This window comes from Aurantimonas manganoxydans SI85-9A1, from assembly GCF_000153465.1.
GTDB classification, from domain to species: domain Bacteria; phylum Pseudomonadota; class Alphaproteobacteria; order Rhizobiales; family Rhizobiaceae; genus Aurantimonas; species Aurantimonas manganoxydans.
In genome coordinates this window covers 911,420-924,948 of the sequence record NZ_CH672387.1, presented here as the reverse complement: position 1 = coordinate 924,948, position 13,529 = coordinate 911,420, and the positions used below count along the sequence as shown (strand labels likewise).

Genomic DNA, 13,529 nt, shown 5'->3' with positions numbered 1-13,529 from the left:
GGCAGCCGCAGGGCGGGCCGCGCGTCAGAGCGCCGTCCACGCCCCGTCATTCTGCGACGACGCCACGCAGGCCTCGATGAAGGCCAGCCCGTCGATCCCGTCCGCCAGGGCCGGCAGCGCCAACCCGTCCGGCGGCGCCTCGCCTGCGTCCGATGCGTGGATCAGCTCCGCCGCCTCGGCATAGATCGTCGCAAACCCTTCCAGATAGCCTTCCGGATGGCCGGCCGGGATGCGCGAGACGGCCGCGGCCGCCGCGTTCGCCCCGGCGCCGCCGCGAGTCAGGAGCCGCTTCGGCTCGCCCAGCGGCGTGAACCACAGCCGGTTCGGCTCCTCCTGACGCCATTCCAGCCCGCCCTTGTCGCCATAGACCCGCAGCGACAGCCCGTTCTCGTTGCCGACCGCCACCTGGCTCGCCCACAACATGCCCTTCGCCCCGCCGGCAAAGCGCAAGAGCATGTTCGCATTGTCGTCGAGCTCGCGCCCTTCCACGAAGGACGATAGGTCGGCCGACAGCCGCTCCACCTTCAGCCCGGTGACGAAGCAGGCAAGGTTGTGGGCATGCGTGCCGATATCGCCGATCGAGCCGCCGGCGCCGGCCTTGGCCGGATCGACGCGCCAGCCCGCCTGCTTGGAGCCCGTATCCTCGGCCCGGTCGGCCAGCCAGTCCTGGATATATTCGGCATGGACCATCCGGATCGTGCCCAGATCCCCGGCCGCCACCATCGCCCGCGCCTGCCGGATCATCGGATAGCCGGTGTAATTGTGGGTCAGGACGAAGATCTTGCCCGAGGCCGCGGCGATCTCCGCCAGCTCCTGCGCCTCGGCCAGCGTCGTCGTCATCGGCTTGTCGCAGATGACGTGGATGCCGACCTCCAGAAACGTCTTGGCGACCGGGAAATGCATGTGGTTCGGCGTGACGATCGCCACCGCCTCGATGCCGTCCTCGCGTTCGGCTTCGGTCGCCGCCATCTCCACATAGGAGCCGTAGCTGCGTTCGGGATCGAGGCCGATCTCGGCCGCCGACGCCAGCGCCTTCTCCGGCGTCGAGGACAGCGCCCCGGCGACCAGCTCGAACCGGTCGTCGATGCGCGCCGCGATCCGGTGGACGCCGCCGATGAAGGCGCCCTGTCCGCCGCCGACCATACCCAGCCGTATGCGCCGTGGCCGCGCCGTGTCCTGTTCCTCGCTCGTCATGATGCGTCCTCCCCTCAGCCCTCGATGCCCAGCATGCGCCGGTTCGCCGCCGCGTCCGTCCCGCCCGACGCGAAATCGTCGAAGGCCTTGTCGGTCACCTCGATGATGTGGCTGGCGATGAACGGCGCCCCCTCGGCCGCCCCCTGCTCGGGGCTCTTCAGGCAGCACTCCCATTCCAGCACCGCCCAGGAATCATAGTCATATTCGGCGAGCTTGGAGAAGATCCCGGCGAAATCCACCTGCCCGTCGCCCAGCGAGCGGAACCGTCCGGCCCGCTTGGTCCAGGGCTGGTAGCCCGAATAGACGCCCTGCCGGCCGGTCGGATTGAACTCGGCGTCCTTCACATGGAAGGCGCAGATCCGCTCGTGATAGATGTCGATGAACTCCAGGTAATCGAGCTGCTGCAGCAGGAAGTGCGACGGGTCGTAATTGATCTGGCAGCGCGGATGATCGCCGCAGGCCGCAAGGAACATCTCGAAGGTCGCACCGTCGAAGACGTCCTCGCCCGGATGGATCTCGTAGCCGACATTGCAGCCCGCCGCGTCGAAGGCGTCGAGGATCGGCACCCAGCGTTTGGCCAGTTCCTCGAAGGCCGTGTCGACCAACCCCGCCGGCCGCTGCGGCCAGGGATAGAGGAACGGCCAGGCCAGCGCGCCGGGAAACGTCACATGGCTCTTGAAGCCGAAATGCGCCGAGGCCTTCGCCGCCAGCTTCATCTGCTCCACCGCCCAGGCCTGGCGCGCCTTCGGATTGCCCCGAACCTGCGGCACGGCGAAGCCGTCGAAGGCCTCGTCGAAGGCCGGGTGCACGGCGACGAGCTGGCCCTGCAGATGCGTCGACAGGTCGGTGATCTCGACGCCGGCCTCGCGGCAGATGCCGGCGATCTCGTCGCAATAGTCCTTCGAGCCGGCCGCCTTCTCCAGATCGATCAACCTTTTGTCCCAGGTCGGCAGCTGCACGCCCCTGTAGCCGTGCCCCGCCGCCCAGCCGGCGATGGACTTCAGATCGTCGAACGGCGCCGAATCGCCGAGAAACTGCGCCAGGAAAATTCCCGGTCCCTGCATCGTCTTCATCGAAAGCCTCCCCGTTTCCGGCGCCTCCCCGCGCCGCCGGCCCCGCCTGGAGCCCGTCAGGGGCGCATAGAAGCCGCTTGAGGTACGCCTGTCAAAACGCCGCGCCGCCTGCGCTCTCCGCCGCGCATCGAAGCACGCCATCAACCATCCCGCGCGGCTTTCGCCCCCTCGCTTGCTCTGCCATGGTAGCTAAGGGCAGTGTTCCGGCAGATCACCGGCACATGCAGCCGTCATGCATCCGTGCGATGCCGGACGTTCAAATACGACGAGGAAAGCCATGGAACAGCGCGATCAGGTCTTGCCGATCATCATGGCCGGCGGCGCCGGAACCCGGCTCTGGCCGATCTCCCGCGACACCATGCCCAAGCAGTTCATCGCGCTCCTCGAGGATGGCGTCTCGCCTTTCCAGGCGACGGTCCGCCGGGTCGCGGGCAACGGCTTTACCCGGCCGATCGTCGTCACCAACAATGATTTCCGCTTCATCTGCGCCGAACAGCTCGCCGCCGTCGGTGTCGCCGCCGACATCGTGCTGGAGCCCGAGCGCCGCGACAGCGCCCCGGCCGTGGCGATCGGCGCGTTGATGGCCGAGCGCCGCGGGCCCGGCACCACCTGCCTGGTGCTCGCCTCCGACCATGTCATCCGCGACGAGCCCGGCTTCCTCGCTGCCGTCGCCACCGCCGCGCAGCTCGCCGCCGGCGGCCGCATCATGACCCTGGGCATCACCCCGGACCATCCCTCCACCGCCTATGGCTACATCCGTCCGGGCACCGAGACCCTGGGCCACGGCGCCCATGTCCTCGACACATTCGTCGAAAAGCCCGACCGCGCCACGGCCGAGACCTATCTCGCCGACGGCTTCGTCTGGAACAGCGGAAATTTCGCCTTCCGCTCCAACGTCATGCTCGACGAGCTGCGCGCCCATGCGCCCGACGTCCTGGTCGCGGCCGAAGGCGCCCTTGACTCCGCGGTCACCGATCTCGACTTCATCCGTCTCGACGCCGACGCGTTCAAACGCTCGCCGTCCGTCTCCATCGACTACGCCGTCATGGAAACCACCCGCCTCGGCGGCGTGCTGGCGGCCGATTTCGGCTGGTCCGACATCGGCTCGTGGGATTCGCTCCATGCGATCAAGGACAAGGATGCCGACGGCAACGTCTTCGAGGGCAATGTCGCGGCGATCGACACGACCAACAGCTTCGTGCGCAGCGACGACGTGCTGACCACCGTCCTCGGCCTCGACAATGTCGTCGTCGTCACCACCGACGACGCCGTGCTGGTCGCCGCCAAGGATGCCGCGCCCGACGTCAAGCGCATGGTCGCCAAGCTGCGCAAGGCCGGCCGCAGCGAGGCCAGCGAGCATCTGCGCATCCATCGCCCCTGGGGCTGGTACCAGCGCATCGACATCGGCGCCCGCTTCCAGGTGAAGCACATCTGCGTCAAGCCGGGCGGCCACCTCAGCCTGCAGCGCCATCACCACCGCGCCGAGCACTGGGTCGTCGTCCACGGCACCGCCGAGGTGACCATCGACGACGAGATCCGCCTCTATCACGAGAACGAGGCCGCCTATCTGCCGATCGGCTGCGTCCACCGCCTGCACAATCCCGGCAAGATCGACCTGAAGCTCATCGAGGTGCAGGTCGGCAGCTATACCGGCGAGGACGACATCGTGCGCATCGAGGACATCTACGCCCGGGACTGAGCGATGGGCGCACCTCCTTGCCCCCATCCGTACCTGAACGGGTCACCGGCAGCTCCGGCCCCCTCCGGTGGGACGCCAAATACACCTGTTCAGCGACGTCCCGATGGCCCGGGCCGTCGCGCCGCTTCGCCTGCGCCCGGCGGCGTCAGCCCCGGATCTCGGCCTCGGCCGCCGCCAGCCCCCAGGCCAGCAGCTCCGCCGCCTTCGCCTCCGACCCCGCCTCCACGTAGCAGCGCAGCTCCGGCGCGTTGCCCGAGGCGCGAAAATGCACCACCGGCCCGGCGTGGAGGATCACCCGCACGCCGTCCAGCGCATCGACCGACGCAACCGTGCCCGCCGGTGCGAAGAAGCCGGCGCGGAAATCCTCATCCTCGGCAAGCCGCGTCAGGAACGCGCCGCTCGCCGGCTGCGGCACATCCTGCAGCCGGTGCGCCGCCGCATGGCTGGCATCGAGTTCCCCCACCAGCGCCGCCAGATCCATGCCGCGACGCCTGGCCATCGCCAGCGTGGCGAGGATCGGCAGCACGCTGTCGCGGGTCGGCAGCGCCGGCAGGCTGCGCCCCTCGCGGGTCACCGCCGAGCCCAGCAGCAGGCCGCCATTCGCCTCGAAGCCGACGATGCCCTCGGCGCCCGCCTGCGCCGCCTCGGCCATGCCGGCGATGACGAAGGGCGAGCCGACCTTGGTGCGCACCACCTTGCCGGCAATGCCGGACGTCTCCACCGCCGAGCTCGACGTCACCGGCGTGACGATCGTCGTCAGCCCCAGCGCCCGGCTGGTCAAAAGCCCCAGCACGTCGCCGCGCAGGATCGTGCCCTTGGCGTCGGCCACCAGCGGCCGGTCGCCATCGCCGTCGGTGGAGACGATCGCGTCGAAGCGGCGCTCCGCCGCCCAGTCGCGGATCTGCTTCACGTCCTGCGGCCGGTGCGCTTCCGTATCCACCGGCACGAAGGCGTCGGAGCGCGCCAGCGCCACAGCGGTACCGCCCAGCGAGGTGACCAGATCGACCAGCAGGTCGCGCGCTACCGAACTGTGCTGGAACACGCCGATGGTCAGCCCCGCCAGCGCATCGGGCGCGAAGAAGTCGGTATAGCGCCGGGCGAACACCGCCAGCGCGTCGCGGCCCGCCGCCTGTCCGCCGGCCTCCGGCCCGGGCCGCGGATCGGCCCCGGCGATGGCGGCGAACTCGGCCGCGATGCCGGTCTCGTCGGCCTTGGTGATCTCGCCGCCCCGGCCGTAGAATTTCAGCCCGTTGCGGTCGTCGGGAATATGGCTGCCGGTGATCATCACCGCCGGACAGCCCTGGTGCATTGCCGCCAGCGCCAGCGCCGGCGTCGGCACCGCGCCGCAATCCACCGCCCGGAAGCCGGCGGCATGGGCCGCCGCGATGCAGGCCTCGAGGATTTCCGGACTGCTTGCCCGCAAATCGCGGCCGAAAAACACCATCTGCTCGGCGCCTGCCGGATCGCCCGCCCGCACATGGCGCAGGAAGGCCAGCGTGTAGCCGAAGCTCGGCCAGCCGACGAGGTCGCTCACCAGCCCGCGCAGCCCGCTCGTTCCGAATTTCAGCGAATCCATCCGTCGTCTCCCGCTTGTCCGTCCCTGCGCCGCCAGCCGTACCAGCCCGGCTGACCGCCGCCATTGCACACCGGCCTGTCGTGGCGGAAGCCTCGCCGCCTTCGATCGCGCCCGCAGCCCGCGCCCCTGCGGCCGGCGTTTGCCCGGACCGCCGCTCTGATCTAAGGGCGAGACCCGCGGCCCCGGCCCGCACATCCTGCCGCCCAGCGGCGATAGCACGAGAAGGCCGTTTCGTGGAAAGACCCGCCGACGCCACAAAGTCCCCGGCCCGTCCCAAGCTGGTGTTCATCATCACCGAGGACTGGTTCTTCGTCTCGCATTTCCTGCCCATGGCGCGGGCCGCCCGCGATGCCGGCTTCGAGACCGTGGTCGTCACCAGGGTCCGCGACCATGCCGGCCCCATCGAAGCGGTCGGCGCCCGCATCGTGCCGCTCGAGGCCGAACGCCGCGAGGTCGGCATCAAGGCCGTCGCCTCGGCACTGTGGCGCATGACGGCGATCCTGAAGCGCGAGAAGCCGGCGATCGTCCATTGCATCGCCCTGCGCTCGATTCTCGTCGGCGGCGCCGCGGCTCGCCTCGCCGGCATCTCCCGCCGGATCTACGCTGTCACCGGCCTCGGCTATCTCGGCGCGCGCAGCGACACGACCGGCCGCGCCATCCGCGCCGCCATCGCCGCCACCATCCGCATCGGCTTGACCGGAAAGCGCACGCGGTTCCTGCTGGAGAACACCGGCGATGCCGGCTTCCTCCGCCTGCCCGCCGATTCGCTGCGCATCCTCGTCGTCGGCGGCGCCGGCATCGACCCCGCCGCCTATCCGCAGGCACCGCTGCCGCCGGCCCCGCCCCTGAAGGTCGCCGTCGTCGCGCGCATGCTGTGGTCCAAGGGCATCGACACCATCGTCGAGGCGGTGCGCCTTGCTAGACGCCGCGGCGTCGATGTCACCCTGTCGCTCTACGGCACGCCCGACCCGTCCAATCCGCGCGCCTTTTCCGCCGAGACCCTCGCCGAATGGTCGGCCGAGCCCTTCATCGACTGGCATGGCCGCACCGAGGATGTCGCCGCGGTCTGGGCCGCCCATCACCTCGCCTGCCTGCCGTCGCGCGGCGGCGAGGGCCTGCCGCGCACGCTTCTGGAAGCAGCAGCCTGCGGCCGCCCGCTCCTGACCACGAATGTGCCCGGCTGCGGCGACTTCGTGCGCGACGGCCAGGACGGCATCGTCCTGCCGGCCGGCGATTCGCAGGGCTTTGCCGCCGCGCTCGCCCGCTTCGCAAGCGAGCCGGAGCTCGCCGCCCGCATGGGCGCCTCCGCCCGCGCCCGCGTCGCCAGGGGCTACACGACGAACGACGTCGAACAGGCCGTGGCAAAGCTTTACCGCGACCTGGCCCAGACGATGTGATTTTGTGAAGAAATGGTGCTGCCGCGGGCCTACCTAGGGCGACAACATTCAGTGCACGCGGCAATTGGGGGAAGTTGGACGCGATACGCTTGCATGCAACGGGGCGGGTACGACGCACCGGTACGGCTACTCAAATAAGTCTGCTTGCAGGTCCATCTTCGGGGGATCGAGCCTTATCACTCCAAGCAACTGCCAAGTTTGAGGCCGCTTGGCTTGGTTCCCCAAAACGAAAACCATGCCCTTTGCGGGGTACCGCTCGGGTCGTGTCCCCATAGGTGGTGTAGCTCGGCGATAGCGTCGCCAATCTCGTCCGCGCCTTTCATCGCGCTGTAGGACGAGATTGGCGGCGCGGTGGTCACCAGCGGTTTCCGGTTAGGCTTGGGTTGCGAGACCTAACTGCAACCGGAGATCCCCTGATGACCAATGACATGATGGGCCTGCGCAGCCTTCTGGAGAAGACCCCTGATGCCGATCTGCTGCGCGAGATGATCGGCTTTGCCGCCGAGCGGCTGATGGAACTGGAGGTCGGTGCCGCGACTGGCGCCGGCTATGGCGAGAAGAGTGCCGAGCGCCTCGCCCAGCGCAATGGCTACCGCGACAGGGACTGGCAGACGAGAGCCGGCACAGTCGAGTTGCGCATCCCAAAGCTGCGCAGGGGCAGCTACTTTCCCGGCTTTCTGGAGCCGCGGCGCATGGCCGAGAAGGCCCTGACGGCCGTCATTCAAGAGGCCTATGTCCAGGGCATCTCGACGCGCTCGGTCGACGACCTGGTCAAGGCGATGGGCATGACCGGCATCTCCAAGAGCCAGGTGTCGAGGCTGTGTGAAGAGATCGACGGCAAGGTAAAAGCCTTTCTGGAGCGGCCGATCGAAGGCGACTGGCCCTATCTCTGGATCGACGCCACCTACCTCAAGGTCCGCCGCGGCGGCCGCATCGTCTCGGTTGCCGTGATCATCGCCGTCGGCGTCAACGCCGATGGCCGGCGTGAGGTTCTCGGCATGGAGATCGGCACCTCGGAAGCCGAGCCGATCTGGACCGAGTTCCTGAGAAAGCTGACCCGACGCGGCCTTCGCGGCGTGAAGCTCGTCGTGTCCGACGCTCACGAGGGCATCAAAGCCGCGGTCACCAAGGTGCTAACGGCGACATGGCAGCGCTGCCGCGTGCACTTCATGCGCAACGTCCTGGCCCATGCTGGCAAGAGCGGCCGTCGTGTCGTCTCCGCCTTCATCGCCACCGCCTTTGCCCAAGAGACGCCAGAGGCCGCCAGCCAGCAATGGCGCTCCGTCGCCGACCAGATCCGGCCAAAGGTGCCGAAGCTCGCTGCCATCCTCGACGAGGCCGAGCCCGACGTGCTGGCCTACATGACCTTCCCTAGGGAGCATCGGGCCAAATTGCACAGCACGAATCCGATCGAGCGGCTGAACGGCGAGATCAAGCGGCGCACCGACGTCGTCGGCATCTTTCCCAACGATGAGGCCATCCAGCGCCTCGTCGGCGCGCTGCTGCTCGAGCAAAATGATGAGTGGGCGGTTCAGCGGGCCAGGTACATGACACTGGAATCCGTCGCTCCCCTGAGCGATGATCCGTTCGTTAGCCTGCCAGCCGTGGCACGCTGATCAATCCGGCTTGGCCGGAACCGCACGGCCATCGCCGTCAGCTACACCACATGGTGGGACACTATCTACCGCTCGTTGTAGATATAGCTGAGCCAACGCAACGCTTCAGTCTCAGATGTGCGCTTTCGTTCGCGGAAGAACGCCGCGTGCGTCTCCCAGTCCCCGTTCTGATACTCGTGCCGCCCAGAGTCGTCGTCGAATCGGAAGATAAACTCGTAGGGAGTCGGCTCGATCTCTGCGAGCTTCACGTCGAAGATGCTGTCTTGCCTTGCCGCCTTACGAAAGGCTTCCCGCCCCCTTTCGATATCTGCAACGGACTTTTCTCTGAAAATAAACTGTGGGTTCCGCGGTCGCACAAGCGTAAGGGAAAGCCCCTTCTCAGATGCGTCCTTCGCTGATCCGGTTATCAGCGGATACAACAGCGTTGATCGTTCGTTCGCCCGCAGTTTTCCTGCGATACGGATGCTGTCCTCAAATACATGACAACTTTCGCTGCGCCTATCGGAGGTAGGAAGTCGATAATTGAAGTTGACCCAATCCCATCGGTTGAACGAAGCATCACCACTCAAATGACGAAACCGTATGGGAAATAACCGTTTCCAGTTTCGACTGGGTGTCACTCCTGCGCAGCAGACCGTCTCTCCATGCCTCGCACTAGGCTGAGGGAGAGCTTTGACAAGGATTACTGCCCGACCGCTCATCACGGATGCCAACGTCAACTGCTACGCCTCCACCGCTCAGCAGATGTTCTACCCGCATATCCAATCGCTCCTGTAGGACGTCGGCTACTATTGAGCGATGACAATTTTCAGGATCGCGCTCAAAGCAAAGCAGGCACACGTCATTGTTGTGGGCGAATTGCTGCAGCTCGTCTAGGGCATTTGTGGCGGCGTCTGTGGAGAGGTGTTCGTTGTAGATTGCTCGAAACGCAGCGAACCGGCCTTCGCGAGCCGCTTGCCGCCCGGGCTTCGGATCGCCCAAGTCGATAAAATGAAGATATTTGATACCTTCGTTTTCCAAGCGATCGCGGAGGCGGGTCTTGGAGAAACCCGGCTTTCGAGAAATAGCCACAGCCCGAACGTCAGCGATTGCGGAAACACCCGCTGATTTCAATGACGCGACGAATGTGTCGATGTCGGTGCCTTCGTAGCCGATAGTGTTTAGCGTATACATCGAGGACTCCCTTTTTGCCACGCTATAGCGAGCCGAGCTTACGTCGAGCGGAATAGAAGGCCTAAATGATCGGGCACTAAACGCTAAGCAGCGCGCATGCTCGATCGAATCAGATCGAGCAGTGAAGGAACCAGTCAGGCAATTGTTTGGAGAATGGTGCTGCCGCGGGGATTTGAACCCCGGGCCTCTCCCTTACCAAGGGAGTGCTCTACCCCTGAGCTACGGCAGCGATGGGCGCTGTTTCCTTGATTTCGCCGCGCGCGTCAACCGTCATTTCGGCTGTTCCCGACGGATTTTGCACTGCAGCGTCTCCCGCTCCCTTCGACACCGCGCGCCAAAACCGGCGCGACCGTCGTCTCGCTGTCACGAAACCCTGTTCTCCTCGGGCCGAACGCCCTCTCCGCGCCCTGTCGCTCAAGGCCCGGACGCCGGTTCGCGACGCCCCGCCAGACTTTTTCGCATTTGCAATGACAGAGCGCTGGACAGGGGCCGGGAGCTTTTCTATAAGGCCCGAGCTTTCGCCGGACGCCTCACCAGGCCGTCGCGGGTGGCAGGCGCCCAGGTAGCTCAGTTGGTAGAGCATGCGACTGAAAATCGCAGTGTCGGCGGTTCGACTCCGTCCCTGGGCACCACTTTTCCCAACGCCATGATCTGAACGCCGCCAGCCGGTTCTTGTCGTGTCCGCGTGCGTTGCGCGCCGCCCGCGTCGCCCGGACTACAGCCGGCCGGAGCGCCGCTTGAGTCGGCGTCAGCTCGCCTGCGTCAGCTCGGGCGCGAACCGCGCGAAGGGCTGGACCACGGTCTCCGGCGCGACCGGCTGCATCTCGGCCGCCTTGCTTTTCCAGTCCGCCAGCAATTGCGCGATCGAGGCCGACGGCACCGGGCGGCTGTAGAGGAAGCCCTGCACCTCGTTGCAGCCCTGGGCGCGCAGCAATTCCGCCTGTTCGAGGGTTTCGACGCCCTCCGCATTCGAGACCATGCCCATCGCCGCGCCCAGATTGATCACCGCCGCCACGATGCTGTCGGCATCGAAGCAGGTGCCGAGGTCGGAGGTGAACGAGCGGTCGATCTTGATCTTGTCGAAGGGAAACCGGCGCAGATAGCTGAGGCTGGAATAGCCGGTGCCGAAATCGTCCATGGCGATCCGCACGCCCATGGCCTGCAGCGCCCGCAGCGTCTCGATGGTCTCGTCCGTGTGGCTCAGGAGCACGTTCTCGGTAATCTCGATCTCCAGCCGGTGCGGCTCGACGCCCGCTTCCGCCAGCGCGCTGCGCACGGTCTCGACCAGATTGCCATGCCGGAACTGCACCGGCGAGACATTCACCGCGAAGGTCAGCTCCGGCCAGTCGCCGGCCTGCCGGCAGGCTTCGCGGATGACCCATTCGCCGATCGGGATGATCAGGCCGGTCTCCTCGGCCAGCTGGATGAAGTCGTTCGGCTGGACGATCCCGTCTTCGCCCCGATACCAGCGGATCAGCGCCTCGACGCCCTTCACGCTGTTGGTCTTCATGTCGATCTGCGGCTGGTAGTGCAGCTGCAGTTCGTTGCGGGCGATCGCGTGGCGCAGCGCCAGTTCCACCTTCTTGCGCGCCACCAGCCGGTCGTTCATCGCATCTTCGAAATAGCGGAACGTGCCGCGCCCCTCGCCCTTGGCGCGGTACATCGCCATGTCCGCCTGGCGCAAGAGGTCCTGCCCGTCGCGGTCCTCGGGGTCGCGGCGCAGCGCCACGCCGATGCTGACGCCGATCAGCACCTCGTTGCCCTTCAGGTCGAAGGGCTTCGACAGCTCCTCGATCAGGCGTTCGGCGAGGCGCGCCGAGCCGGCCGGCTGCGCGAAATGCTTCTGGATGATGGCGAATTCGTCGCCGCCCAGCCGCGCCAGGATGTCGTAGCGCCGCAGGGTCGCCGTCATCCGTTCGGTGACCTGCCGCAGCAATTCGTCGCCGGCCGCATGGCCGAGGAGGTCGTTGACCTCCTTGAAATGGTCGAGGTCGAGGCACAACACCGCCATGCTGCCGTCCTGCCGGTCGACATCCGCCACCGATCGTACCAGCCATTCGTTGAACAGCGAGCGGTTCGGCAGCTGGGTCAGCGGATCGTGGCTGGCGAGGAACGAGGCGCGGTCCGCCGCCCGCCTGAGAAGCCGCAGCGGCAGCGTGCGCAGCGCGAAGAACACTCCCAGCGCACCGGCCGCGCAGACCAGGAACAGCAGGGCGGAAGTCCTGGCCAGCGCGAACAGGCTCTGGGTGATCACGATCCGCCCGGCCACCGCCCCCGAATCATAGACCGGATGGGTGGTCGAAACCGTCGGCCATGGCAGCGCCGCGGCGCCGATCCGGGACACCTCCCCGCCCTCGGCATTCAGGAGGGTCTTGGTCACGGTCGCGTCGGTAAAGGCGATGATCTCGTCGATCCGCAGCGTCTCGAACTGCCACATCTGCGGATTGCGCCCGACGATCTGCGACACCAGCCGCGAATTCAGCCGCGCTTCGGCGGCCAGGCTCCCCTCGGCATATTGCAGGCCGTAGTAGAAATGCAGGGCCGGTGGCACGAATGCGACGAGCACCGACACGATCAGCGCGAGGATCGTCGTGAAGCGCAGCATCGACGGCGCGATCACGGCTCGTTCGGTGGGCTGCGAGGTCATCGGCGGCTACTCGGCGGGCGTGTGGTCGTTCGCCGCCAGGATGGCCTGTCCCTCCGGCGAGAACACGAAGTCGACAAACGCACCGGCGGCCGGCGACGTCGCACTGGTGGTGACGATATAGAGGCTCTTGACCAGGCGCTGGCTGCGCGCGTCGGTGGCGCCCGGCGTCGGCCGGATCCCGTCGAGTTCCAGCACCTTCAGCTTGCGGCCTTCCGTCCTGATCTGGCCCATCGCGACGACGCCGACCGAGCCGGGCAGGCGCTCCAGCGTCTCGGCGTTCTCCTGATCGTTGGTCGCACTGACGAGCCCCGGCCGCGTCAGCGCACCGTCGACGGCCGCAGCCATGTCGTCGGACAGGGCTCGCAGGATCTGGGTGTCGGATTCCGATTCCGGCCGCAGCACCACCCGGATCGCCTCGCCCGACGGCCATTCGCTCAGCGTGCCGGCATACATTTGCGCCAGTTCCGGCGTCGTCACCGCATCCGCGTCGGTTCCGATCGAGGTGACGACCGCCAGCGGTGTCGTCGCATAGAGCCGCCCGATGGCGCCCTTTTCCGTCTCCGCCTCCTTGAGCGCCCGCGAACTGACGGCGAGATCGACGGCACCGGCCAGGAGCGCCTTGACGCCGCCGCTGCTGCCCAGGCTGGGCAAGACGTCGATCTCGGTATCGGGATGTGTCTCGACGAAAGCCTCGGCCAGGAGGCGCATCCCGCCCAGCGCGACGCCGGTCCCGCCGATGCGCAGCGGTTCCGCCGAGGCGGTGGTGCCGAGGGCGAGCAGGCCCAGCACGATCGACAGGCTGCGGATTTTGGCGTTCGTCATGTACTGCATGGGGTGTTCCCGACCGGTCATACTAAGCACGACTGAGTTATTCGGGAGCCCCACCACGCTGATTGCGTGCATCTGCAACCAACGACATAGTAATACTATGATATGATTGGGTCCTGAACACCGTCGCAGGGACCAGTTGCACGGAAACCCGTTAAGAAATCAGCGCACACGCCGGTCGAATCCCCGGCGATCCGACGAAGCCCCGACGCTGCAGACCGCCGTTGTCGCAGCAGGCGAGCGCCGGCGGACGGGTGTTGCGCGCTGTCAGGCCGACGGGACTGGCATCGCCGTCGCGAACACAGTGCGACGGCGGCCTTTCGGGC

At 66.9% G+C, this 13,529-nt stretch carries 10 protein-coding genes and 2 tRNA genes; 4 read left to right on the top strand and 8 right to left on the bottom strand.

What is annotated here, in order from left to right; all coding sequences use genetic code 11:
* Positions 1-24: 24 nt before the first annotated feature.
* The gene (locus SI859A1_RS04420; protein WP_009208650.1) at positions 25-1,194 is read right to left on the bottom strand and encodes a Gfo/Idh/MocA family protein; all 1,170 of its coding nucleotides are present in this window, start codon (positions 1,192-1,194) and stop codon (positions 25-27) included.
* A 14-nt stretch (positions 1,195-1,208) separates the two neighbouring features.
* Positions 1,209-2,267, bottom strand: coding sequence for a sugar phosphate isomerase/epimerase family protein (locus SI859A1_RS04415; protein WP_040325249.1), 1,059 nt, complete (start codon positions 2,265-2,267; stop codon positions 1,209-1,211).
* Between the two features lie 277 nt (positions 2,268-2,544).
* Between SI859A1_RS04415 and SI859A1_RS04410 the strand changes: the two genes are divergently transcribed.
* Positions 2,545-3,966: a mannose-1-phosphate guanylyltransferase/mannose-6-phosphate isomerase gene (locus SI859A1_RS04410; protein ID WP_040325247.1), complete on the top strand. Its 1,422-nt coding sequence runs from the start codon at positions 2,545-2,547 to the stop codon at positions 3,964-3,966.
* A gap of 145 nt (positions 3,967-4,111) precedes the next feature.
* Here SI859A1_RS04410 and SI859A1_RS04405 read toward each other — a convergent pair whose 3' ends face one another.
* Complete coding sequence (locus SI859A1_RS04405) at positions 4,112-5,542, bottom strand: phosphomannomutase (RefSeq protein WP_040325245.1); 1,431 nt, start codon at positions 5,540-5,542, stop codon at positions 4,112-4,114.
* 233 nt (positions 5,543-5,775) lie between these two features.
* On the opposite strand from SI859A1_RS04405, the gene SI859A1_RS04400 reads away from it, so the two are divergent.
* On the top strand, positions 5,776-6,939 hold the full coding sequence (locus SI859A1_RS04400) for a glycosyltransferase family 4 protein (protein WP_009208646.1): 1,164 nt from the start codon (positions 5,776-5,778) through the stop codon (positions 6,937-6,939).
* A 416-nt stretch (positions 6,940-7,355) separates the two neighbouring features.
* Positions 7,356-8,555 carry an IS256 family transposase gene (locus tag SI859A1_RS04395; protein WP_009207891.1) on the top strand — a complete coding sequence of 400 codons (1,200 nt, stop codon included), beginning with the start codon at positions 7,356-7,358 and terminating at the stop codon, positions 8,553-8,555.
* A gap of 65 nt (positions 8,556-8,620) precedes the next feature.
* Here the strand turns inward: SI859A1_RS04395 and SI859A1_RS04390 are convergent, their stop codons facing one another.
* The 3 genes from SI859A1_RS04390 to SI859A1_RS04385 all read right to left on the bottom strand — a co-directional run bounded on the left by SI859A1_RS04390 (position 8,621) and on the right by SI859A1_RS04385 (position 9,957).
* Complete coding sequence (locus SI859A1_RS04390) at positions 8,621-9,124, bottom strand: DUF8758 domain-containing protein (protein ID WP_148233730.1); 504 nt, start codon at positions 9,122-9,124, stop codon at positions 8,621-8,623.
* Between the two features lie 85 nt (positions 9,125-9,209).
* Positions 9,210-9,728 carry a DUF488 domain-containing protein gene (locus SI859A1_RS20725; RefSeq protein WP_148233729.1) on the bottom strand — a complete coding sequence of 173 codons (519 nt, stop codon included), beginning with the start codon at positions 9,726-9,728 and terminating at the stop codon, positions 9,210-9,212.
* A 154-nt stretch (positions 9,729-9,882) separates the two neighbouring features.
* Positions 9,883-9,957, bottom strand: a tRNA-Thr gene (locus SI859A1_RS04385).
* 327 nt (positions 9,958-10,284) lie between these two features.
* Between SI859A1_RS04385 and SI859A1_RS04380 the strand changes: the two genes are divergently transcribed.
* A tRNA-Phe gene (locus SI859A1_RS04380) sits at positions 10,285-10,360 on the top strand.
* A gap of 116 nt (positions 10,361-10,476) precedes the next feature.
* Here the strand turns inward: SI859A1_RS04380 and SI859A1_RS04375 are convergent.
* On the bottom strand, positions 10,477-12,375 hold the full coding sequence (locus SI859A1_RS04375) for a putative bifunctional diguanylate cyclase/phosphodiesterase (RefSeq protein ID WP_009208643.1): 1,899 nt from the start codon (positions 12,373-12,375) through the stop codon (positions 10,477-10,479).
* Between the two features lie 6 nt (positions 12,376-12,381).
* Positions 12,382-13,206 (bottom strand): PstS family phosphate ABC transporter substrate-binding protein, encoded by an 825-nt coding sequence (locus SI859A1_RS04370; protein WP_050767431.1) that lies wholly within the window; start codon positions 13,204-13,206, stop codon positions 12,382-12,384.
* Positions 13,207-13,529 lie beyond the last annotated feature (323 nt).